The sequence below is a fragment of the Streptomyces sp. NPDC056734 genome, from assembly GCF_042790455.1.
Classification (GTDB): Bacteria; Actinomycetota; Actinomycetes; order Streptomycetales; family Streptomycetaceae; genus Streptomyces.
The window spans coordinates 23149-45738 of record NZ_JBHTZD010000020.1; the positions used below are offsets into that span (position 1 = coordinate 23149).

Annotated in this window: 15 protein-coding genes and 1 pseudogene; 13 read left to right on the top strand and 3 right to left on the bottom strand. The window is 72.9% G+C overall.

Annotated features, from left to right (window positions below):
- Positions 1 to 150: 150 nt before the first annotated feature.
- The 5 genes from ACFRFC_RS28130 (at position 151) to nudC (ending at position 11053) form a co-directional block, all read left to right on the top strand.
- The gene (locus ACFRFC_RS28130) at positions 151 to 555 is read left to right on the top strand and encodes an MGMT family protein (protein ID WP_382684998.1); all 405 of its coding nucleotides are present in this window, start codon (positions 151 to 153) and stop codon (positions 553 to 555) included.
- Positions 556 to 860: 305 nt separating this feature from the next.
- On the top strand, positions 861 to 4598 hold the full coding sequence (locus tag ACFRFC_RS28135) for a UvrD-helicase domain-containing protein (protein WP_382685001.1): 3738 nt from the start codon (positions 861 to 863) through the stop codon (positions 4596 to 4598).
- Positions 4599 to 4845: 247 nt separating this feature from the next.
- A complete protein-coding gene (locus ACFRFC_RS28140) occupies positions 4846 to 8538 on the top strand; it encodes a UvrD-helicase domain-containing protein (protein ID WP_382685004.1) in 3693 nt (1230 codons plus the stop codon).
- Positions 8539 to 8548: 10 nt separating this feature from the next.
- The gene (locus tag ACFRFC_RS28145; RefSeq protein WP_382685007.1) at positions 8549 to 9952 is read left to right on the top strand and encodes a dipeptidase; all 1404 of its coding nucleotides are present in this window, start codon (positions 8549 to 8551) and stop codon (positions 9950 to 9952) included.
- Positions 9953 to 10108: 156 nt separating this feature from the next.
- Entirely contained in the window at positions 10109 to 11053 is a 945-nt protein-coding gene (gene nudC / locus ACFRFC_RS28150) for an NAD(+) diphosphatase (protein ID WP_382685009.1), read from the top strand.
- A gap of 105 nt (positions 11054 to 11158) precedes the next feature.
- On the opposite strand, the gene ACFRFC_RS28155 is transcribed toward nudC, so the two are convergent.
- Positions 11159 to 11416, bottom strand: a complete 258-nt coding sequence (locus ACFRFC_RS28155) for a mycoredoxin (RefSeq protein ID WP_382685011.1) — start codon at positions 11414 to 11416, stop codon at positions 11159 to 11161.
- A gap of 259 nt (positions 11417 to 11675) precedes the next feature.
- Here ACFRFC_RS28155 and ACFRFC_RS28160 point away from each other — a divergent pair, with 259 nt between their 5' ends.
- From ACFRFC_RS28160 to ACFRFC_RS28175, 4 genes are all read left to right on the top strand, one after another.
- Positions 11676 to 13892 (top strand): ATP-dependent DNA helicase UvrD2, encoded by a 2217-nt coding sequence (locus ACFRFC_RS28160; RefSeq protein WP_382685014.1) that lies wholly within the window; start codon positions 11676 to 11678, stop codon positions 13890 to 13892.
- A gap of 143 nt (positions 13893 to 14035) precedes the next feature.
- A complete protein-coding gene (locus tag ACFRFC_RS28165) occupies positions 14036 to 14362 on the top strand; it encodes a hypothetical protein (protein ID WP_382685016.1) in 327 nt (108 codons plus the stop codon).
- Between the two features lie 177 nt (positions 14363 to 14539).
- A complete protein-coding gene (locus ACFRFC_RS28170) occupies positions 14540 to 14908 on the top strand; it encodes a WhiB family transcriptional regulator (protein WP_382685018.1) in 369 nt (122 codons plus the stop codon).
- Entirely contained in the window at positions 14905 to 15228 is a 324-nt protein-coding gene (locus tag ACFRFC_RS28175; RefSeq protein ID WP_382685020.1) for a hypothetical protein, read from the top strand. The genes ACFRFC_RS28170 and ACFRFC_RS28175 overlap by 4 nt, the downstream gene beginning before the upstream one ends.
- A gap of 208 nt (positions 15229 to 15436) precedes the next feature.
- Here ACFRFC_RS28175 and ACFRFC_RS28180 read toward each other — a convergent pair whose 3' ends face one another.
- Both ACFRFC_RS28180 and ACFRFC_RS28185 read right to left on the bottom strand, forming a co-directional pair.
- Positions 15437 to 16966 carry an ABC1 kinase family protein gene (locus tag ACFRFC_RS28180; RefSeq protein WP_382685023.1) on the bottom strand — a complete coding sequence of 510 codons (1530 nt, stop codon included), beginning with the start codon at positions 16964 to 16966 and terminating at the stop codon, positions 15437 to 15439.
- On the bottom strand, positions 16959 to 18173 hold the full coding sequence (locus ACFRFC_RS28185) for a TOMM precursor leader peptide-binding protein (RefSeq protein WP_382685025.1): 1215 nt from the start codon (positions 18171 to 18173) through the stop codon (positions 16959 to 16961). The genes ACFRFC_RS28180 and ACFRFC_RS28185 overlap by 8 nt, the downstream gene beginning before the upstream one ends.
- A 245-nt stretch (positions 18174 to 18418) precedes the next feature.
- Between ACFRFC_RS28185 and ACFRFC_RS28190 the strand changes: the two are divergent.
- The 4 genes and pseudogenes from ACFRFC_RS28190 to ACFRFC_RS28205 all read left to right on the top strand — a co-directional run.
- Positions 18419 to 19012: pseudogene (locus ACFRFC_RS28190) on the top strand (M48 family metallopeptidase); the annotation flags it as partial.
- Between the two features lie 368 nt (positions 19013 to 19380).
- A complete protein-coding gene (locus ACFRFC_RS28195; RefSeq protein ID WP_382685028.1) occupies positions 19381 to 21066 on the top strand; it encodes a TerD family protein in 1686 nt (561 codons plus the stop codon).
- An 8-nt stretch (positions 21067 to 21074) separates the two neighbouring features.
- A complete protein-coding gene (locus tag ACFRFC_RS28200) occupies positions 21075 to 21752 on the top strand; it encodes an AIM24 family protein (RefSeq protein ID WP_382685031.1) in 678 nt (225 codons plus the stop codon).
- 26 nt (positions 21753 to 21778) lie between these two features.
- On the top strand, positions 21779 to 22531 hold the full coding sequence (locus ACFRFC_RS28205; RefSeq protein ID WP_382685032.1) for an AIM24 family protein: 753 nt from the start codon (positions 21779 to 21781) through the stop codon (positions 22529 to 22531).
- The last annotated feature ends 59 nt before the right edge of the window (positions 22532 to 22590 follow it).

The window sequence follows — 22590 nt, forward strand, 5'->3', positions numbered from 1 at the left end:
GCATGCCGCACCGACACACGGGGGCATCAGGGTGCAAATGCGGGGCGGCGCAGTTTGCCGGAAACGGTGCCGGAAGCGTTGCCGGGGAGCGAGGGCCGCACACCGCCCGAGCCCGCCGCACTGTCGGTGCGGTGGGGCAGGATGGGGCGAATGAGCGAGGAGAGCTTGCCGGGGGAGGCGCGCGCGGAGCACGGGGACGCGCCGCCGGAACACCCGGAATATCCGGAATACGCAGATCGGGTCCTTGAGGTCGCCGAACTGATCCCGCCGGGCCATGTCATGACGTACGGCGATGTCGCGGAGTGGCTCCAGGAGGGCGGGCCCCGTCAGGTCGGCCGGGTGATGGCCCTGTACGGCGCCGCGGTGCCGTGGTGGCGGGTCGTCCGCGCGGACGGCGTCCTGCTGCCCGGACATGAACTGCGGGCGCTGGACCGGTACAGAACCGAGGGCACGCCGCTCAAGGAGGCGAGCCGGGCCGCCGAAGGCCATCTGCCCCGTATCGATATGAGACGGGCGCGCTGGGACGGCGGCGAACACGGTCAGGCTCACACCTGACAGCTTCCGCCATTCGAGGCCGCCATGGAGGGCACGTGATCCGTACGAGCGATATTGGTCACTTCCGTGACATGACGTACGTTCGTGAGGCGCGGGGCGCGCGTGACGTACGGGTCGCACGGGAAGAAGCGGAAGTCCGTCTTCCGCTGTCCTCGGCGGCGTAGCGTCACCTGCACCCGTCCCGTTCACCCCTCGGTCACCGTCCTCGACACCTGACGGAGACCGTCCCCCGACATCCGCTCCGGGAGGGCGCACACCGCCGCCCGGGACAGACCCGAGCACGACCACCAGGACCGGCGAACCACGTGAGCTCCTCTTCCTCCACCAGGCGCCCGCCGCACCTCCAGGTGCGGCGGGGGAACCGTGGCGCTTACCGGCTGGTGCGTACTCCACCGGCCCTGCCGGATCCCCCTCGTCTGGACGCCGAACAGCGCGCGGTGGTTGCCCACGAGAGCGGCCCGCTGCTCGTTCTCGCAGGTCCGGGTACCGGAAAGACCACCACACTGGTGGAGTCCGTCGCGGCCCGCATCGCGCGCGGGACCGACCCCGAGCGGATCCTCGTCCTGACCTTCAGCCGCAAGGCGGCCGTCGAACTGCGCGACCGTATGGCGCTGCGCATGGGAGCGGCCCACGCGCCCCGGGCGACGACCTTCCACTCGTACTGCTACGCGCTGGTCCGCGCGCACCAGGACAGCGCTCTGTTCGCCGAGCCCCTGCGGCTGCTGTCCGGCCCCGAGCAGGACGTCACCGTCCGTGGGCTGCTCGCGGGCCAGGCCGACCTGGAGCGGGCCGGTCTCGCCCATCTGCGCTGGCCCGACGAACTGCGCGCCTGTCTCACCACGCGCGGCTTCGCCGACGAGGTCCGCGCGGTGTTCGCCCGGACCCGCGAACTGGGCCTCGGGCCCGAGGCCCTGGACGTTTTCGCCCGCCGGATCGGGCGCTCCGACTGGCGGGCCGGAGCCGCCTTCCTCGCCGAGTACCTCGACGTGCTCGACCTCCAGGGCGTCCTCGACTACGCCGAACTCGTGCACCGCGCGGTGCTCCTCGCCCACCGCGCGGAGGTCGCCGAGCGGCTGGCCGCCCGGTACGACGCCGTCTATGTCGACGAGTACCAGGACACCGACGCGGCCCAGGTACGGCTGCTGCACGCGCTGGCCGGCGGCGGACGCACCCTGGTCGCCTTCGGCGACCCCGACCAGTCGATCTACGCCTTCCGGGGCGCCGACGTGAACGGCATCCTGGAGTTCCCGCGCGACTTCCCCCGCGCGACGGGCCGCCCGGCCCCCGTCGAGGTGCTGCGCACGTCCCGCCGCTCCGGTGCCGCCCTGCTGGACGCCACCCGGCTGCTGACCCGCCGCATGCCACTGACCCGGCTCCCCGCCGACAAGGTGCGCGCCCAACGCGAACTCGCCCCCGCGCGCGAGGGCGGCCGGGTCGAGGTCTTCACCTACCCGACGGCGGGCACCGAGCTGGACAACATCGCCGACATCCTGCGCCGGGCCCACCTGGAGGACGGCGTGCCCTGGCGCGAGATGGCCGTCCTGGTGCGCGCCGGATCCCGCACCATCCCGAGCCTGCGCCGCGCCCTCACCGCCGCTGGCGTCCCGCTCGACATCGACGGCGACGACGCACCCCTGCGCCACGAACCCTCGGTGGCCCCCCTGCTGACGGCACTCCGCGCGGTGGCCATGGCGGAGGCGACGGGGCATAGCGGTGGGGCCCCTGGAGGGGAGGCGGTGGGCCGGGGGGATGGGGTGCCTGCGGGGGAGACGGCTGGGCATGGCCTTGAGCTGCCTGGAGGGGAGGCGGTGGGCCGCAGGGACGGGGTGCCTGTGGTGGAGGCGACGGGCCGTGGCGACGGGGTGCCTGCCGGGGAGACGGCCGGGCGCGGCGACGGGGCGCCTGCGGGGGAGGCGACTGGGCGCGGCGACGAGGTGCTTGGGAGGGAAGCGGCGGGCCGTGGCGACGAGGTGCCTGGAGCGGAGGCGACGGGCCGCCGGGACGGGGTGTCTGCGGCGGAGGAGGCGGGCCGCAGTGACGGGGCGCCTGCGGGGGAGGCGACGGGCGGCAGTGTTGAGGTGCCAGCGGCGGAGGCGACCGGCCGCGGCGACGAGGCGCCCGCAAAGGAGGCGGCCGGTCGTGGCGGCCGGGTGAGCGCGGGCGAGCCCTGCTGGCTCGACACCGAGACCGCCCTCACCCTGCTCACCTCCCCCCTCGCCGGTATGGACGCCGCCGATCTGCGCCGCCTGGGGCGGGCCCTGCGCGACGAGGAGCGGGCCGGGGGCACGGCGCTGCCGCCGCCGTCGGACGAACTGCTCGCGCGGGCGCTCGCCGAGCCGGAGCGGCTGGCCGTGCACGACCCCGCCTACGCGCGCGGCGCCCAGCGGCTCGGCGGACTGCTGCGTTCGGCCCGTGAGTGCCTCGCGCGCGGCGGTACGGCCGAAGAGGCGCTGTGGCTGTTGTGGGCGGGCACACCATGGCCCGCGCGACTGGAGGGGGCCGCCCGGCGCGGGGGCGCGGCCGGCCGCAACGCCGACCGTGACCTGGACGCCGTGTGCGCGCTGTTCGCGACCGCCGCCCGCGCGGAGGAGCGCATCGGAGGCCGGGGCGCGCTGAACTTCCTGGAGGAGGTCGACGCCGAGGACATCGCCGCCGACACACTCACCCGGCGGGCCGTGCGCCCCGACGCCGTCCGCCTGATGACCGCGCACCGCTCCAAGGGCCTGGAATGGCGCCTGGTCGTCGTCGCGGGCGTGCAGGAGGGCCTGTGGCCGGATCTGCGCCGCCGCGGCTCGCTGCTGGAGGCCGACCGGATCGGCCGCGACGGACTCGCCGAACCCCTCACACCGGGCGCGCTGCTCGCCGAGGAACGCCGTCTGTTCTACGTCGCCGCCACGCGCGCGAGGGAACGGCTCGTCGTCACCGCCGTGAAGGCTCCCGCCGACGACGGTGACCAGCCCTCCCGCTTCCTCACCGAACTCGGCGTCGAACCCCGGGACGTCACCGGGCGCCCCCGCCGCCCCCTGGCGGTCGCCGCGCTGGTCGCCGAGTTGCGTGCCACCACCGTCGACCCGCGCGCCTCGGAGGCGCTGCGGGCGGCCGCCGCCCGCAGGCTGGCCCGGCTCGCCGCCCTCGCCGACGAGGACGGTCGCCCACTGGTGCCCGCCGCGCACCCCGACCGCTGGTGGGGCCTGTTCGAGCCGACCGCCGCCACGGTGCCGCTGCGCGACCGGGACCAGCCCGTGGTGCTCTCCGGCAGCGCCCTGGACCAGCTCGCCAACACCTGCGCGCTGCAATGGTTCCTGGGCCGCGAGGTGAAGGCCGACGCGCCCGCGACGGCCGCCCAGGGCTTCGGCAACGTCGTGCACGTCCTGGCCGACGAGGTCGCCTCCGGGCACTCCCCGGCCGATCTGCCCGTGCTGATGGAACGCCTCGACTCGGTGTGGAACGCGCTCGCCTTCGACGCGCCGTGGAAGTCCGCCCAGGAGAAGGACAACGCGCGCGTCGCCCTCGAACGCTTTCTGCAATGGCATGTGCTGGACCGCGCGGGCCGCACCCCCGTGGCGAGCGAGCACGACTTCGACATCACCCTCGAAGCCGGTGAGTACAAGGTGCGCATCCGCGGCCAGATGGACCGCGTGGAGGCCGACGGCGACGGCCGCGCCTATGTCGTCGACTTCAAGACCGGCAAGCAGGCGCCCACGTCGGCCGAGGTCGCGCGCCACCCGCAGCTCGCCGTCTACCAGCTCGCGGTCCGCGAAGGCGCCGTCGACGAGGCGTTCGACGGCGTACGCCCCGAGCCGGGCGGCGCCGAACTCGTCCAGCTCCGGCAGGGCGCCGCCGTGCGGGACGGCGGCGAAACACTGCCCAAGGTGCAGGCCCAGAAGCCCCTGGACGGCGACTGGGTCGGCGAGTTGCTCGCCACCGCCGCGGGCAAGGTCCTCGACGAACGGTTCACCCCGACCACCGGCCAGCAGTGCACGCACTGCGCGTTCCGCGCCTCGTGCAGCGCCCGCCCCGAGGGCCGCCACGTCGTGGAGTGACGTGACCTACGGCACCATCCGTGCCCTGTGCTCTCCCGCCGCCCGGGGCGCACCCATGCCCCCTGCTCTCCCGCCGCCTAGGTACACGCGCGCCCACTCGCCCTCCCGACGCCTGGGGCACACCCGCGCCCACCCCCTCGCACACCTATGCCCCCTCACCCTCCCGCCCGCCCTGGCACCCCCCGTGCCCACCCGCCCCCGCCGCCTGCGCAACCCGTTGTCAGTGCCCGCCGATAGCCTCTCCGACATGCCCGCACACCTCACCGACCCCGAGCAGCTCAAGGAGCTTCTCGGGATTCCGTTCACCCCGGAGCAGACGGCCTGCATCGTCGCGCCGCCCGCCCCGCAGGTGATCGTGGCCGGAGCGGGCTCCGGCAAGACGACGGTGATGGCGGCCCGCGTGGTGTGGCTGGTCGGCACCGGCCAGGTCGCCCCCGAACAGGTGCTCGGCCTCACCTTCACCAACAAGGCAGCCGGCGAACTCGCCGAGCGGGTCCGCAAGGCACTGGTCAGGGCGGGCGTGACCGACCCCGACGTCATCGACCCGGACCACCCGCCGGGCGAGCCGGTGATCTCCACGTACCACGCCTTCGCGGGACGGCTGCTGACCGACCACGGACTGCGCATCGGCCTGGAGCCCTCCTCCCGCCTCCTCGCCGACGCCACCCGCTTCCAGCTGGCCGCGCGCGTCCTGCGCGAGGCCCCGGGGCTCTACCCGGCGCTCACCCGCTCCTTCCCCGACCTGGTCAGCGACCTCCTCGCGCTGGACGCCGAACTGGCCGAGCACCTCGTCCGGCCGGAGAGCCTGCGCGCGTGGGACGCCGAACTCCTGCTCGCCGTCCAGGGCGCCAAGCTCACCAACCCGGACCTGCGCAAGGTCCCCGACACGGCCGCCGCGCGGCGTGAACTCGCCGAACTGGTCCTGCGCTACCGCACGGCCAAGCGCGAACGCGACCTCCTCGACTTCGGCGACCAGATCGCCCTCGCCGCCCGGCTCGCTCAACTCCCCGAGGTGGGCCGGCTGCTGCGCGAGGAGTTCCGCGTGGTGCTCCTCGACGAGTACCAGGACACCTCGGTCGCCCAACGCGTCCTGCTGGCGGGGCTCTTCGGCGGCGGCACCGGCCACCCGGTGACCGCCGTGGGCGACCCCTGCCAGGCGATCTACGGCTGGCGCGGCGCCTCCGTCGCCAACCTGGACGACTTCCCCGAGCACTTCGCCCGCGCGGACGGCGGGCGCGCGACCCGCCAGGCGCTCAGCGAGAACCGCCGCAGCGGCGGCCGGCTCCTCGGCCTCGCCAACGGCCTCGCCGAGCCGCTGCGCGCCCGGCACGCGGGCGTGGAGGCCCTGCGCCCGGCCCCCGGCGCCGAACACGACGGACAGGTCCGCTGCGCCCTGCTGCCCACCCACGCCGAGGAGATCGACTGGCTCGCCGACTCGGTCGCCCACCTCGTGCGCACCGGCACGGCCCCCGGCGAGATCGCCGTCCTGTGCCGCACGGCGACCGACTTCGCCGAGATCCAGGGCGCGCTCGTCGCCCGGGACGTCCCCGTCGAGGTGGTCGGCCTGTCCGGGCTGCTGCACCTGCCCGAGGTCGCCGACCTGGTCGCCGTGTGCGAGGTCCTCCAGGACCCCGGCGCCAACGCCTCCCTGGTCCGGCTGCTGACCGGCCCGCGCTGGCGCATCGGCGCGCGCGACCTCGCCCTCCTCGGGCGGCGCGCCCGGCTGCTCGTCGCCCACACGCGCGTGGGCGACGACGACCTGGACCGCAGGCTCGCCGAGGCCGTCGAGGGCGTCGACCCGGCCGAGGTGATCTCCCTCGCGGACGCCCTGGACACCTTCCTCGGCGGCCGGGACGACGACACGCTGCCGTTCTCGGCCGAGGCACGCGTGCGGTTCGCCCGCCTCGCCACCGAACTGCGCGACCTGCGCCGCTCGCTCGCCGACCCGCTCATGGACGTCCTGCACCGCGTCCTCGCGGTCACCGGCCTGGAGGTCGAACTCTCCGCGTCCCCGCACGCGCTGGCCGCCCGCCGCCGCGAGACCCTCTCCAACTTCCTGGACGTCGCCGCGTCCTTCGCCGCCGGCGACGGCACGGCCACCCTCCTGGCCTTCCTGGGCTTCCTGCGCACCGCGGCCCAGTACGAGAAGGGCCTCGACAACGCCCTGCCCGGCGGCGAGAACACCGTCAAGGTGCTCACCGCGCACAAGTCCAAGGGCCTCGAATGGGATGTCGTCGCCGTCCCCGGCCTGGTCACCGGCACCTTCCCCAGCACCCAGGGCCGCGAGAAGTGGACCGCCCAGGCCAAGGTGGTGCCGCACGAACTGCGCGGCGACGCCGACACCCTCCCCGACATCCGGTCCTGGGACGCGCGCGGGATGAAGGCGTTCCACGAGGCGATGAAGGACCACCAGCACACCGAGGAACTCCGCCTCGGCTATGTGACCTTCACCCGCCCCCGCTCCCTCCTGCTCGGTTCCGGCCACTGGTGGGGCCCCACCCAGAAGCGCCGCCGCGGCCCCTCCGGCTTTCTCACAGTCCTGTACGACCACTGCGTCGCCGGACACGGCGAGATCGAGGTCTGGGCCGGCGAACCGGAGGACGGCGAGGAGAACCCCGCTCTGGGCCGGCGGACCGCCGACCACGCCTGGCCGCTGCCCCTGGACGACACCGCCCTCGCCCGCCGCCGCGCCGCCGCCAGGACCGTCCTCGCCCACCTGGACGCCCTAGCCGCCCGCGAGACCGCCCACCGTGCGGCCGTCCACGACCCCGGCACGTACGAGGACCCGGACTGGCCCACCGCACCCGAGGACGAGCCACCGTACGAGGAGGAACCACCCGGCTACGAGGAGGAGCCGCCGGAGCCGCCCTACGGGGAAGAACCCGCCGACGAGGACGGGCTCACGCCCGCCGAGCGCCCCTACGGCGCCCTACCCGACGACGACCCCTACGGCAGCCACCCGCACGACAGCCACCCCTACAACGATCACCCGTACGGCGACCCCCCGCCCGACGACGACCCGCCGTACGCCCCCACACCCCACGACGAACACCCCCGTCGCCCTACCGTCCCCCACCAGACACCCCCGCACCGGACGTCCACGCACCAGACACCCGCGCACCAGCCCCCCCCGCACCGGACATCCACGCACCCGACGCCCGAGCCGCTCACCCCCGAGGAAGCCCGCGCCATCGCCTCCTGGGACCGTGACCTGGACGCGCTCACCGGGGAGCTGCTGCGCGCGCGGGAGGCCGTCACGGAAGTGACCCTGCCCGCCTCGCTCACCGCCACGCAGGTGATGCGGATGGCCGCCGACCCCGAGGGCTTCGCGCAGGAACTGGCCCGCCCCATGCCCCGCGCGCCCCAGCCCGCCGCACGCCGGGGCACCCGTTTCCACGCCTGGGTCGAGGCCCGCTTCGAGGAACTGACCCTGCCCATGCTGGGGCCGGACGAACTACCCGGCGGCGACGCCGAGATCGCCGACGAACGCGACCTGGAGGCCCTCAAGGAGGCGTTCGAACGCACCGAGTACGCCCACCGCACGCCCTACCGCGTCGAGGCGTCCTTCCAGCTGGGCATCGCAGGCCGGGTGATCCGGGGCCGTATCGACGCCGTCTACCGGACGGACGACGGCGAGACGCGGACGTACGAGATCGTCGACTGGAAGACGGGCCGGGGCCGGGACGCCGATCCGCTCCAGCTCGCCCTGTACCGGCTCGCCTGGGCCGAGCGGCAGGGGGTGCCGCCGGAGTCGGTGACGGCCGCCTTCGTGCACGTGCGCACCGGTGAGGTCGTACGCCACGACGATCTGCCGGACCGCGCCGCGCTGGAGCGGCTGCTGCTGACGGACCCCGGGGACGGACGGCCCGGAGACGGACCACCCGGGGACGGACCGCCCGGTGACGAACAGCACGAACGGGTTGTCACTGTGGGCCGATAGGCTCGTGACCATGAGCCACACCCCGGACAGCGCCGTCCGTACGTACATCGCCCGGCACCGGGATGCCTTCCTCGACGGGCTGTGCGAGTGGCTGCGCATCCCGTCGGTGTCGGCCCAGCCCGACCACGCGGCGGACGTCCGGCGCAGCGCGGACTGGCTCGCCGCCAAGCTGACCGAGACCGGCTTCCCGGTGGCCGAGGTCTGGCCGACCCAGGGCGCCCCCGCCGTCTACGCGGAGTGGCCCAGCGACGACCCCGCGGCACCCACGGTCCTCGTCTACGGTCACCACGACGTGCAGCCCGCAGCGCGCGAGGACGGCTGGGACAGCGACCCCTTCGAGCCCGTCGTCCGGGAGAACCGGCTCTACGCGCGCGGGGCGGCCGACGACAAGGGCCAGGTGTTCTTCCACACACTCGGCGTCCGCGCCCACCTGGCCGCGACCGGCCGCACCTCCCCGGCCGTGCATCTGAAGCTGCTCGTCGAGGGCGAGGAGGAGTCCGGTTCGCCGCACTTCCGCGCGCTGGTCGAGGAGCGGGCCGAGCGGCTCGCCGCGGACGCGGTGATCGTCTCCGACACCGGCATGTGGTCCGCCGACACCCCGACCGTGTGCACCGGCATGCGGGGCCTGGCCGAGTGCGAGATCCGGCTGTACGGACCCGACCAGGACATCCACTCCGGCTCCTTCGGCGGTGCCGTGCCCAACCCGGCCACCGCCGCCGCCCGCCTGGTCGCGGCCCTGCACGACGAGCACGCGCGCGTGGCGATCCCCGGCTTCTACGACGGTGTCGCCGAGCTGACCGACCGCGAGCGGGCGCTCTTCGCGGAACTGCCCTTCGACGAGGCCGGCTGGCTGCGCACGGCCAGGTCGCACGCCACACTCGGCGAGGCCGGGCACACCACCCTGGAGCGGATCTGGGCCCGCCCGACCGCCGAGGTCAACGGCATCGGCGGGGGCTACCAGGGCCCCGGCAGCAAGACGATCATCCCGTCCGAGGCCATGGTGAAGCTCTCCTTCCGGCTGGTCGCCGGACAGGACCCCGGCCACATCGAGAAGGCGGTCCGCGGCTGGGCCGCCGAACAGCTCCCGGCCGGGATCCGGCACGAGATCGTCTTCGGCGGCGCCACCCGCCCCTGTCTCACCCCGCTCGACCACCCCGCGCTCGGGTCCGTGGCGCGCGCCATGGGCCGCGCCTTCGAGCAGCCCGTGCGCTACACGCGCGAGGGCGGCTCAGGACCGGCCGCGGACCTCCAGGAGGTGCTCGGCGCCCCGGTGCTCTTCCTCGGCATCTCCGTCCCGTCCGACGGCTGGCACGCGCCGAACGAGAAGGTGGAGCTGGACCTGCTGCTCAAGGGCGTCGAGACCACGGCGTACCTGTGGGGCGATCTCGCGGAGCACTGGAGCCATGCGCCCTGACCGTCCGGCGCCGTCCGGACGGGCCGCCCGCGCGGGGCACACTGGAAGCACCGCCCCGCACGGCCGGGCCCCGACGGACGACGACATCTCCCGCCGTACGTCCCGCCGAACCGCCCGCCGAAACGATCCGTTGCCCTGGGGGAGTTGGAAGCACCCGTGACCACCTGGACCGACCACACCGCCGACCGACCCATCTCGCTCACCGCCCCCACCGGCATCGACCGCGCCGCGCACCACCGGCTCGACGAGGGCTGGCTCGCCGCGGCGTGGAGCCACCCCACGACCCGCTGCTTCGTGGTGTCCGGCGGCCAGGTCCTGATCGACGAGACGTCCAAGGGCCACACCGAACTCGTCATGACCCCGTCCTTCGAGGCCCCCCTCACCGAGGCCCACCGCTACTTCCTGGGCATCGACGAGGACGGGGTGAGCTATTTCGCCCTCCAGAAGGACGCCCTTCCCGGCCGTATCGACCAGTCCGCGCGCCCGGCGGGGCTGCGCGAGGCCGGGCTGCTGCTCGCCCCGCGCGACGCGGGCCTCATGGTGCACGCGGTCGGCCTGGAGAACTGGCAGCGCACCCACCGCTTCTGCTCCCGCTGCGGCGAGCGCACGGTGATCGCCGCCGCCGGCCATATCCGCCGCTGCCCCGCGTGCGGCGCCGAGCACTACCCGCGCACCGACCCCGCCGTGATCATGGCGGTCACCGACGAGGACGACCGCATCCTGCTCGGCCGCCAGGTGCACTGGCCCGAGGGCCGCTTCTCCACGCTGGCCGGTTTCGTCGAGCCCGGCGAGTCCGTGGAGCAGTCGGTGCGCCGCGAGGTGTTCGAGGAGGCCGGCATCACCGTCGGCCAGGTCGAGTACGTCGCGAGCCAGCCCTGGCCGTTCCCGTCCAGCCTGATGCTGGGCTTCCTGGCCCGCGCCACCTCCACCGAGATCACCGTCGACGGCGACGAGATCGGCGAGGCCCGCTGGTTCTCCCGCGACGAACTGCGCGCCGCCTTCGACTCCGGCGAGGTGCTGCCCCCGTACGGCATCTCCATCGCCGCCCGACTGATCGAACTCTGGTACGGAAAGCCGATGCCGACCCGCAACGTGGCCTGACCGGCGCCCCCGTCACGACCTGCGGCCGAACGCCGACGGCCCCTTCCGGTACGTACCGGAAAGGGCCGTGACGTCAGACGCGCCGCGCGGCGAGGAACACGGGTCTCAGGCCGCGAGGGCCTGCTTCACCTGGGCCAGGCTCGGATTGGTCATGACCACCTCGGCACCGCCGGAGGCCGGGACGATCCGTACCGTGGGCACGGTCTGGTTGCCGTTGTTGGCCTTCTCCACGAAGTCGGCGGACTCCGGGTCCTGCTCGATGTTGATCTCGTCGTACGCGATGCCCTCGCGGTCCATCTGGCTCTTCAGCCGGCGGCAGTAGCCGCACCACGTGGTGCTGTACATCGTCACAGTGCCCGACATTGTCTCTCGCGCTCCTTCGGCGGTCCGGGGACGGGTGCTCGCGCTCAGGGAACGTATCGGAACCGGCAGCCATTCCCGCCGGGGGTATCCGCGTGCGGATCTGCCGGTCGGCAGTCACGGGCGCCCCGCGTGAGGTTCCGCCCGCCCGGGTCGCCCCGGCGAGCGTGAAGCGCCACACCCGGTCGTATTAGTACGACTGCATGAATCCGCCTGTGGACAACCGGCTCACCCGTCTCCGGCGACCTGGCAGCATGGCCGTGTGACAGCAGCAACGCACTCCCCCCTCTTCCCGGGCGTACCGGACACGGCCGACGCCGTGCTCGAAGGGCTCGACCCCGAGCAGCGCGAGGTGGCCACCACCCTGCGCGGCCCGGTGTGCGTCCTGGCCGGAGCCGGTACGGGCAAGACGCGGGCCATCACCCACCGCATCGCCTACGGAGTGCGCGCGGGCATCCTCCAGCCCTCCAGCGTGCTCGCCGTCACCTTCACCAACCGCGCGGCCGGGGAGATGCGAGGCCGGCTCCGCCAGCTCGGCGCCCAGGGTGTCCAGGCCCGTACGTTCCACTCGGCCGCCCTGCGCCAGCTCCAGTACTTCTGGCCGAAAGCCGTCGGCGGTGCCATGCCCCGGATCGTCGACCGCAAGATCCAGCTCGTCACCGACGCCGCCGCGGCCTGCCGGCTGCGCCTGGACCGGGGCGAGCTGCGGGACGTCACCGGTGAGATCGAATGGGCGAAGGTCACCCAGACCGTGCCCGCCGACTACGCGCTCGCAGCCGCGAAGGCCGGCCGCGACATCCCCCGCGACCCGGCCGAGATCGCCCAGCTGTACGCCGCCTACGAGGACCTCAAGCGGGCCCGCGCGGTCATCGACTTCGAGGACGTGCTGCTGCTGACCGTCGGCATCCTCCAGGACCGCCACGACATCGCCGAACAGGTCCGCGCCCAGTACCAGCACTTCGTGGTCGACGAGTACCAGGACGTCAGCCCGCTCCAGCAGCGCCTGCTCGATCTGTGGCTGGGGGAGCGGGACGACCTGTGCGTGGTCGGCGACGCCAGCCAGACGATCTACTCGTTCACCGGAGCAACCCCGGACCATCTGCTCGACTTCCGCGTCCGCCACCCCGGTGCCACCGTCGTCAAGCTGGTCCGCGACTACCGCTCCACCCCCCAGGTCGTCCATCTCGCCAACGGGCTGCTCGCCCAGGCCAGCGGCCGGGCCGCCGACCACCGGCTGGAGCTGATCTCCCAGCGGGCCGCCGGACCCGAGCCGGTCCACACCGAGTACCCGGACGAGCCCGCCGAGGCCGAGGGCGCCGCCCAGCGCATCCGCGCCCTGCTCACCGCCGGTGTCCCGGCGAGCGAGATCGCCATCCTGTTCCGCGCCAACGCCCAGTCCGAGACCTACGAGCAGGCCCTCGCCGACGCCGGGATCCCCTACCAGCTGCGCGGCGCCGAGCGGTTCTTCGACCGGCCCGAGGTGCGCAGAGCGATCGTGAACCTGCGCGCCGCCGCCCGCTTCGGGGGCAATGACTCCGCCCTCGACGGGGCCGTCGACCTGCCTTCCCAGGTCCGTGCCGTGCTCTCCGGCGAGGGCTGGACCGCACAGCCGCCGGCCGGCTCGGGAGCCGTGCGAGAGCGCTGGGAGTCGCTGGCCGCGCTGGTGCACCTCGCGCAGGACTTCACCGCCGCCAGAGCAGACGCCACCCTCGGCGACCTGGTGGCCGAGCTGGACGAGCGGGCGGGCGCCCAGCACGCCCCGACCGTGCAGGGCGTCACCCTCGCCTCGCTGCACTCGGCCAAGGGCCTGGAGTGGGATGTCGTCTTCCTGGTCGGCGTCGCCGAGGGCATGATGCCGATCACCTACGCCAGAACCGACGAGCAGATCGAGGAGGAGCGCCGCCTCCTCTATGTCGGTGTCACCCGGGCCCGCGAGCGGCTCCATGTCTCCTGGGCCCTCGCCCGCTCACCGGGCAACCGGCCGTCCCGCCGCGTCAGCCGCTTCCTCGACGGACTGCGCCCCGGCTCCCCGGCGGGCGCGGCCCGCGCGGCGGCGGCCGGTCCGGGCGGGGTCGAGCGCGGGGTCGTCGGCCTCGCCGAGGCCCCCCCGAGACGCACCCAGCGCACCCCCGCCCGCTGCCGGGTCTGCGGACGCACCCTCACCGAGGCCGGCGAGATGAAACTGATGCGCTGCGAGGACTGCCCGTCCGACATGGACGAGGGGCTCTACGAGCGGCTGCGGGCATGGCGGGCGGACGTGGCGGGGCGCAGCGGGCAGCCCGCGTTCTGCGTCCTCACCGACAAGACGATGATCGCGATCGCCGAGGCCGGACCCGAGGACGAGCGGGAGCTGGCCCGGATCCCGGGCGTGGGGATGCGCAAGTTCCGCCGCTACGGGGCCGATGTGCTGGCCATCTGCGCAGGCCATGACCCCGCGGCGGCGGACGGCACAGCCGATGCCAACTCGTCGAAAAAATAGTTTGCGAAAGCCCCGTCAATCCCCATAGGTTCTTACACACGGAACAGCGGCCTTCTCGGAGGCACTGATTCCGTGTTCTACTTGCATATCCGACCGGGTTGGTTCATCCCAACCCCCCGATACGCCGAGAGGAGGCGAGCCCAGTGATCACCATCAACACCAGCAGCTTCAGCAGCACGGTCAAAATGACCGATCGCTCGGCCGTCTCCCTGTGCATGCTCGGCGCTTCGGACCGGGGCACCCGTGTGTCCGGCATTCCTGCCGCACGCCTGGCGTCCCCCGTGTCTCTGGCGGGCCTCCCCGTCCGGGAGCGCAATGAGCGACCGACCAAGGCACTGGAAGCGGCAGTAAAGGCTAAGGCGCTGGCCTATGTCTTTACGGCGACCGGTGCCGGATTCCGGAAGCTGACGACGCAGCACCACCTGATGTGGGCCTTCCGTGGGCCAGAACCCTGGAGCGATCCAGCCTGATCGGCGATCAGGCCGGCACCTTCCAGGGCCGCGGAACCCCATCCGGGATCCGCGGCCCTTCTGTTTTCCCTGAACGGGGGAGAGCAGGCCGAAGGGGCCTCGGGACAAGAAAAGAACCCGGTACCAGCCGACCACCGGCCCAACAGGGCCGGACCGACCAGACGAGGAAGACGAACCGTGCAACTCGATGCGCACGCCACGTCCGTACCGCCTTCCGAAACGATCTCGCCGCCCGGCCTCACGGAGGACTCCACCTTGACCCCGCTCACCGCGCTCACCGCGCTCGACGACGCCATCGAGAACCTGGGCGTACCCGTCCCCTGCCGTTCCTACGACCCGGAGGTCTTCTTCGCGGAGTCCCCGGCGGACGTCGAGTACGCCAAGTCCCTGTGCCGCACCTGTCCGCTGATGGAGGCCTGCCTCGCCGGCGCCAAGGAGCGGCGTGAGCCCTGGGGCGTCTGGGGTGGAGAGCTGTTCGTCCAGGGTGTCGTCGTCGCCCGGAAGCGGCCTCGTGGCCGCCCGCGCAAGAACCCGGTCACGGCATGAACACCGCAGGAACGATCGACCGCCCCCTCACGCTCGACCCCCAGAAGCAGGCCCCGATGAAGCCGTCCGCCAACGAGCCCACCGGCTCGGCGACCGAAGACGTCACCACCACCGGTGCGAACGACTCGCGCCAGAACAGGACCCGAGAGATGCAACTCATCCCAGAAGCGCTGGCTCGTGCGCATATGCACGACCGTCTGCGTGACGCGGAGCAGGAGCGCCGGGCGATCAGCCTGGTGGCTGCCCGCCGGATGCAGCGCCGGGCCGAGCGCGCCTCGATGCGTGCCCGCCGTGCGCTGGCCATCGCCGTCATGCAGTGATCCACCCACACCCGAAGCGGTGACCTCCCGGACCGGGAGGCGAAGGCTTCCCGCGGGGGCCGGCCCGCCCCACCGGACCGGCCCCCGCCGTGCGTTGTGTCCGGGCATCCCCCGGGATGCGGAGCCATCGTCGCCGGATGACCAGTGATGCCGGGAGCGGTGGCGAGGGCGGCCCGGACGGGGTGGCCCGGGCTCTGGCCGACGAGAGTTACGCCTTCGCTGCCCGCGGCGGCGATTCCTGGTCCTCGCCTGCCGAGCCGTCCTTCAGGAGCCCGTTCTTCAGCAGCCCGTTCTCAGGCATCCCGTCCTCCGTCAGCCCGTCCTCCCGTACGTCCGCCAGTTCGCCCGCCGGTTCGCCCTCCGGCCCGTCCTCCGGTTCGCCTTCCGGCTCATCGGCCGGTTCCTCTTCCAGGGCGAACCCGGGCAGCCACTCCTCCAGTTCCTCCCGCAGCCGGACCGTCGCGCCGAGCTGGCACAGGACGCCGATGGTGCTGAGGGTGACGCGGTGTATCAGGAGATAGGCCGGGGGCAGATTGAGCTGCTTGCCGAGCTGGTAGGCGGGGGAGCGGACGTCGCCGATACGGGCGGCCTGGCTGCGCATCCAGCCGCGGGTGAAGGTGAACGACTCCACCAGAGCCGGCTCGATGATCGGAAGGAGGTAGTCCAGGACGGCGTCGGGGTCCAGCTCTATCGACTCCTTGACGAAACCCTCCGTGCGGAGCAGCTCGTAGACCGCCTCCGCCTCGCCGTCCAGCGTCAGGCGCAGGCTGGTGCCGATCGGGGTGGGCAGGCCGCCGGGGAGCCGGTCGACCGTGCCGAAGTCCAGGACGCCCAGGCGCCAGTCGTCGTCGCCGGCCGGGCCGCCGGGCAGCAGCCGGAAGTTGCCGGGGTGCGGGTCGGCGTGCAGCAGGCCCGTGCGGGCCGGGCCGGAGAACAGGAAACGGGCCAGAAGCTGCCCGGCGCGGTCGCGCTGCTCCTCGGTGCCGTCCGAGATGATCTCCGACAGCGGGATGCCGTCGATCCACTCGGTGATCAGCACCTGGTCGCACTGGTGGACCACGGCCGGGACGACGACATCCGGGTCGTCGGCGAACTCCTCCGCGTGTGCCCGCTGGGCCTGGGCCTCCAGGGCGTAGTCCAGCTCCTCGGAGACCCGGTCGCGCAGCTCCGTGATCAGCGGCTTGATGTCCATGCCGGGGATGAGCGGGCCCAAGAGACGGGAAAAGCGGCTCAATTGGTTCAGATCGGACAGGAGGGCCTCGCCTGCGCCCGGGTACTGGACCTTGATCGCGACCTCACGCCCGTCGTGCCACACGCCTCGGTGCACCTGGCCGATCGAGGCCGCCGCGGCGGGCTTCTCCTCGAACTCCAGGAACAGCTCCCGCCAGTCGTCGCCGAGCCGCTCGCCGAGCACGGCGTGCACCGTGCGGGTCGGCATCGGGGGCGCCGCCTCCTGGAGCTTGGTCAGCGCCGCCCGGTAGGGTCCCGCGATCTCCTCGGGCAGGGCGGACTCGAAGACGGACAGCGCCTGCCCGAACTTCATCGCGCCGCCCTTCAGCTCGCCGAGCACCTTGAACAGCTGCTCCGCCGTCCGCTGCTGTAGCTCACGGCCGACGATCTCCGCCGATTCGCCCACGATCCGCTTGCCCAGGCCCCAGGTGGCCCGTCCGGCGAAACCGAGCGGGAGCGCTGCGAGCTTGGCGGTCCGGGTGACCGCCTTCCGGGGAAGATCAGACATGCGCCCTCCAAGTGCCGGACGGCCGCGCCGCGCCGGGGGTACGGCATGACGGCTTCGACGACCGTTGCACCGCCATTGTCTCGTGCTGCGGCCCTTCCTCAGAGGTGTGTTCCGTCTTACCTTTCTCCGCGGCACCGCAGGGGCAGGCGGGATGCGGCCGGACCGGTCGCGCGTGCCACTGGAGAACGGGCAGCGACACCTCCCAGCGGGCGCCCGCGCTCGACGGCACCGCGCCGTCCAGGAAGGCCAGCGCGTGGGCCGCGGCCAGCCCGGCGACCGTCGTGGCCAGGGTCAGATCACAGGGGCGCACCTGGCGCTGCCTGCCGGAACGCCACTGCGTCACCAGCCGGGGCCAGGTGGGGTCGCGGTCCGTGCGGGTCTCCTGGAGACAGCCCGCGCAGCCGGTCTCGCCGGGCAGGACCAGCGGGCCGACCACACCGGTGGCCTCGACGACGCCCGCGTACAGATGCGGCGTACCGGAGGCGAGGAAAGACCGGACGGACTCCGGGGCCGGGGCATGGACGGCCACGTCTTCGCGCGGGGCGAGGATCACCAGGGACAGTCCCGGGTCGGATGCCTGCCCCGCTGGTCCGGGGCCGTGGCGCGGGGGCCGGTCAGGTGCCGCCCGGCGCACCGCGCGGCGGGCCGCGTCCGCCCGGTGCTCTCCCACCGACTCGACCGGCAGACCGCCCGGGGCCACGTCCCACGGCTCGACCTTGCCGATGTCGCGCACATCGACGTCGCCGACGCCCGCGCCGGACAGCAGCGCCGCCAGCGCCACCCCGACCCGGCCCGCGCCCAGCACCCGGACCCGCATCGCGCGCCGGGCCGCGAGCCGGGCCAGGGCGTCACCCGGCTCGGACGTGGTCACGGACAGGGACGCGTGGTCCGGGCGGAGCCGGTCCAGGACCTCCTTCTTCGCGCGCAGGGCATCGGCGGCCGGGCCACCGCCCCGGGCGTCGTCCAGCAGGCCGGAGCGGGTCAGCCGGTCGACGACCGCGTCGACATGGCCGTCCGGCAGATCCATCCGGCGGGCCTCCTCGCGCAGCAGCGGCAGCCCGCGCGTGCCGTTGAGCAGATCGAGGAAATGGCCCGTCGCGGTGTCCATCGGCCCCAGAGTCATCGCGTGCGCCGGCGCCATGCCGAACTGCACGGTGTTGAGATCGCGCCAGCCGCGCCGCAGCGCGGGCTTCACCATCGGATGCATGACAGGCCCCCGTAGCCCCAGAAGAATCGCGGAACATCCCCGTTCGCCGGTGGAACCGTCACGACCCGACCTGCGGTCCGCGCTCCGCCGACGTGAGTCAGGATGCCCGGCCGCGCTCTCGGACGCGGAAAGTTGTCCACAGGCGTCGGGTATTCGTCGTACAAATCAGACGCTTGGTGGGGGATCGGCAACGGAACGGTTCCGGAGTCAAGACTTCACACCTGCGTAGCGGGTAACGTCGGGGCGTGCCCGCCGATCCACTGCACAGCGCCGGAACGCCACAGCGCAGCACGACGAGCCAGCCGCCGAGCGGCTCGGGGGTGAGCGCGATCGAGGTACGCAGGAGCGCCCGTCGACGACGGACGGTCTCCGCATACCGCGAGGGCGATCGCACCGTGGTGCTCATCCCTGCCCGGATGTCCGAGGCCGAGGAGCAACGCTGGGTGAGCGTCATGCTGGACAAGCTGGCGGCCCAGGAGAGCAAACGCCTGATCGGCGACGCCGAGCTGGCCGAGCGCGCCGAGCGGCTGTCGGCCCAGTGCTTCGACGGCCGCGCCCGGCCCACCTCGGTGCGCTGGGTCACCAACCAGAACACCCGCTGGGGCTCGTGCACCCCCTCCGACGGCAGTATCCGGCTGTCCCACCGGTTGCAGGGCATGCCCGAGTACGTCGTCGACTACGTCCTCGTCCATGAACTCGCCCACCTGCTGGTGCCCGGCCACGGCCCGCGCTTCTGGCGGCTGCTGGAGGCGTATCCGCGCACCGAGCGGGCGCGCGGCTATCTGGAGGGCGTGGTGGCGGCCGACCGGCTGCCGCACCCGCCGGGCACGCGCCAGGAACAGGGAGAGCCCGAGGAAGACGGCGAACACGGAGACAACGGCGAACACGGAGACAAAGGCGAAGACGCGGACAACGGCGAAGACGTAGACACCGGGGAAGATGCGGACACCGGGGAAGCCGCGGACGACGGGGAACACGGGACTTCGGCGAGCGCGGGGAATGAGCCGCCCGCGCGGGCGTGATTTTCTGTGCGCGTCCAATGAGCGCATTTCCCGCGGACATCCACTGAGCGCACCCGCGCGGTGACCTCTCCGTGGCCGGGAGTCTGCGTTCTGTACCGGGTCTGTACCGACTTCGTCCGTTGTCCGGGATTGCCGTTAGCCTGACGCGACGCACTCGCATTCGGGATGGGGGACGGTCGTAACGCATGGCCAGGGAATTCCAACGCGGCCACAAGGCCAAGATCAGTGATCTCACCGCGGGGACCGATCTGTATGTAGGCGTGCAGATCTCGGGGCCCGGACTGAGCTTCGACATAAGTTGTTTCGGACTCGACGCCGACGAACGGCTCTCCGACGACCGGTACTTCGTCTTCTTCAATCAGCCGAAGTCCCCCGAGGAGTCCCTTCAGCAACTGGGCGCGCAGGCGGGCGACAGCGAGTCGTTCCGGGTCACCCTCGACCGGATACCGCCGCAGATCCAGAAGCTGTCCTTCGCGGCGTCGCTCGACGGCGACGGACAACTGTCGCAGATCGCCCCCGGATACATCCGGATCGTGGCGGGCGGCGAGGAGGTGGCCCGGTACTCCTTCGAAGGTTCGGAGTTCTCCACCGAACGTGCCGTGATGCTCGGCGACTTCTACCTCAAGGACGTCTGGCGGTTCGCCGCCGTCGGCCAGGGCTTCGACGGCGGGCTGGACGCGCTGCTGAAGAACTTCGGCGGCGAGGTGATGGAGGAGGAGGCGCCCGCCGCGCCCGAGCCGCAGGCCACCGCCGCGCCCGGGTTCGCGCCGCCCGCCTTCGGGGCACCGGCAGCGCCCGCTGCACCTGCCCCGGCCCCCGCGCCCGTACCGCCCCCCGCCCCGGCCCCGGCCCCCGCGCCCGCCCAGGGCTTCGCTCCACCCCCCGGTGCGACCCCGCCGCCCGCTCAGGCCCCCAACGTGCACGCCGCGCCGACCATCGCCGCGCCGCTGCACACCCCGCCAGCCGGGACGGTCCCGCCACCGGCCGTGCCGCCCGCCGCTCCGCAGGCGCCCCAGGGCGGCCCGTTCACACCTCCCGGCGGTGCCCCCGCCGGCGGTCCCTTCACGCCGCCGCCCGGCACGGGCGCACCGGCGGGCGGTCCGTTCACCCCGCCGCCCGGTGGCCCCTTCACCCCGCCCCCCGGCGGCCCCGCCTTCCCCGGCCAGGCCCAGCCCTTCGGCGGCGGTGTCCAGCTCGCGCCCGTCCCCCCGGAGGCCGGACTGGGGGTCGTACTGGCGAGGTACGCGGAGGCGCCCGTGGGCGACCGCTGGACCGAGCAGAACCCCGAACTGGTGCGCGCGACCCTCACCAAGGGCGCCAACATCCTCGCCAAGCAGGGCAGCATGGTCGCCTACCAGGGCGACATCGACTTCGCGCACAAGGGCTCCGGACTGCTCGGCAAGCTCACCGGGCAGCTCACCGGCCAGGGCATGGCCCTGATGCGCTGCTCCGGCGACGGCGAGGTGTTCCTCGCCGACGAGGCCAGCCGGCTCTTCGTGATCCGGCTCCAGGGCGAGCAGATCTACACCAGCGCGCGGGGCGTCCTCGCCTTCGACGAGGCCCTGGACACCGAGATCCGCCGGATCGAGGGCGCCGGACTGCCCGGCGGCGGTCTGTTCAGCATGCTCTTCTCCGGCAATGGCGCGGTCGTCGTCAAGACGCGCGGTGTGCCGGTCGTGCTGCCCGTGGGACCGGCCACCTATGTGGACGGCAACGCCGTCATCGCCTGGTCCGCGGGCGCGCAGGCGGTCACCACGACCTCGCTCAGGCTGCGCCGCTCCGGCTACGCCCGGCAGACCTCGGAGGCGGTCAACCTCCAGTTCCGGGGCGCTCCCGGCAACTTCGTCGTCGTCCAGCCCTTCGAGGTGTGAGGCAGTCCATGGACCTCCAGTCACTTCACGCGCAGCGCTCCGCCCCCATGGGCGTCCGGATGGGCGTGCACAACGCCAAGACGCTCAAGGTCACCATGGTCAGCGGACAGGACCTGTATGCCAAGGCCGGCTCGATGATCGCGTACGACGGCTATGTGCAGTTCGACGGGGCGCCCGCCGGCCTTCGGCGCACCGCCGAGGAGATGGTCACCGGCGAGGGCGGCAAGCTGATGCTGTGCCGCGGCGACGGCGAGCTGTATCTCGCGGACTACGGCGGCGAGGTCCTCGTCGTCCATCTGAACAACGAGGCGATCTCCGTCAACGGCCCCACCCTGCTGGCCTGCGACGCCTCCCTCGGGCTCACCATCGAGCCGGTCAAGGGCCTCGCCAAGCTCTCCGGCTCCGGACTGACCAACCTGGTCATCCGCGGCACCGGCTGGGTCGCCCTGGTCACCCGCGGGATGCCGATCTCCCTCGACTGCGCCGAGCGCGAGACCTATGTCGACCCGGACGCGCTGATCGCCTGGACCGACGGTCTCGACATGAAGGCCCGCCGCACCATGAAGGCGAGCGCGCTGATCGGGCGCGGCAGCGGCGAGGCGTTCCAGATCGGGTTCAAGGGGCGGGGTTTCGTGGTCGTCCAGCCCAGCGAGGACACCGGCGACCGTTTCAAGATCCGTGGCTGACCGGGGCTGAGAGGAGCACCAGCACAATGCACAGTACACTCTTCGCGCACATCCCGGTGGAGCACACCGCGCGCTACACACTCCAGAACCCGCAACTACTCAAGACCGACGTCACCCTCGGTTCCGGCCCCGTGCTCGCCCGGCAGGGCGCCATGGTCGCCTTCGAGGGACAGGTCGAGTTCAAGAGCCAGTACCGCGACCGCAGCTGGCGCAACATCGAGCGGGTGACCGACGAGCAGCTCGACCTGATGCGCTGCAAGGGCACCGGGATCGTCTACCTCGCCAACTTCGCCCAGTACCTGCACATCATGGACGTCGGCCGGGGCATCACCGTGGACAGCTCCGCCGTGCTCGCCTTCGACGGCTCGCTGAACGTGGGCATCGTCGCCATCGACAGCGCCGTGGAGGTCGCCTCGGCGGGCGCCTACAACCTGGAGCTGTCCGGCGCCGGGCAGGTCGTCCTGATGACCTCCGGCGAGCCGCTGGTCCTGGAGGTCACTCCCGAGAAAAACATCTGCTGCGACTCGGACGCCGTCATCGCCTGGTCCACGTCCCTGCGTACCCAGCTCCAGGCGCCGACCTCCACCTCCGCGGTGTGGCGCCGCCGCGGTTCCACCGGCGAGGGCTGGGAGATGCACTTCTCCGGCACCGGGCACGTCCTGGTGCAGCCCAGCGAACTGCTGCCGCCGCAGCACCTGCGCACCTCGGGCGTGCTCGGCCAGTTCGGCATGGGCTCGGGCGGCCTGAGCGGAAACTCCCTCGGGGGCAGCCGCAACTGACCCGCCGCGCGGGCGCCGGGTGAGCGTCGAGCAGACGTGTAAGGGGCGATCGCCATTGC

What these genes read in the sequence shown, in the direction of transcription:
- ACFRFC_RS28130 (WP_382684998.1), top strand. Translation starts at nt 151, where the DNA reads ATGAGCGAGGAGAGCTTGCCGGGGGAGGCGCGCGCGGAGCACGGGGAC.
- ACFRFC_RS28140 (WP_382685004.1), top strand. Translation starts at nt 4,846, where the DNA reads ATGCCCGCACACCTCACCGACCCCGAGCAGCTCAAGGAGCTTCTCGGG.
- ACFRFC_RS28145 (WP_382685007.1), top strand. Translation starts at nt 8,549, where the DNA reads ATGAGCCACACCCCGGACAGCGCCGTCCGTACGTACATCGCCCGGCAC.
- ACFRFC_RS28155 (WP_382685011.1), bottom strand. Translation starts at nt 11,416, where the DNA reads ATGTCGGGCACTGTGACGATGTACAGCACCACGTGGTGCGGCTACTGC.
- ACFRFC_RS28175 (WP_382685020.1), top strand. Translation starts at nt 14,905, where the DNA reads ATGAACACCGCAGGAACGATCGACCGCCCCCTCACGCTCGACCCCCAG.
- ACFRFC_RS28180 (WP_382685023.1), bottom strand. Translation starts at nt 16,966, where the DNA reads ATGTCTGATCTTCCCCGGAAGGCGGTCACCCGGACCGCCAAGCTCGCA.
- ACFRFC_RS28185 (WP_382685025.1), bottom strand. Translation starts at nt 18,173, where the DNA reads ATGCATCCGATGGTGAAGCCCGCGCTGCGGCGCGGCTGGCGCGATCTC.
- ACFRFC_RS28195 (WP_382685028.1), top strand. Translation starts at nt 19,381, where the DNA reads ATGGCCAGGGAATTCCAACGCGGCCACAAGGCCAAGATCAGTGATCTC.
- ACFRFC_RS28200 (WP_382685031.1), top strand. Translation starts at nt 21,075, where the DNA reads ATGGACCTCCAGTCACTTCACGCGCAGCGCTCCGCCCCCATGGGCGTC.
- ACFRFC_RS28205 (WP_382685032.1), top strand. Translation starts at nt 21,779, where the DNA reads ATGCACAGTACACTCTTCGCGCACATCCCGGTGGAGCACACCGCGCGC.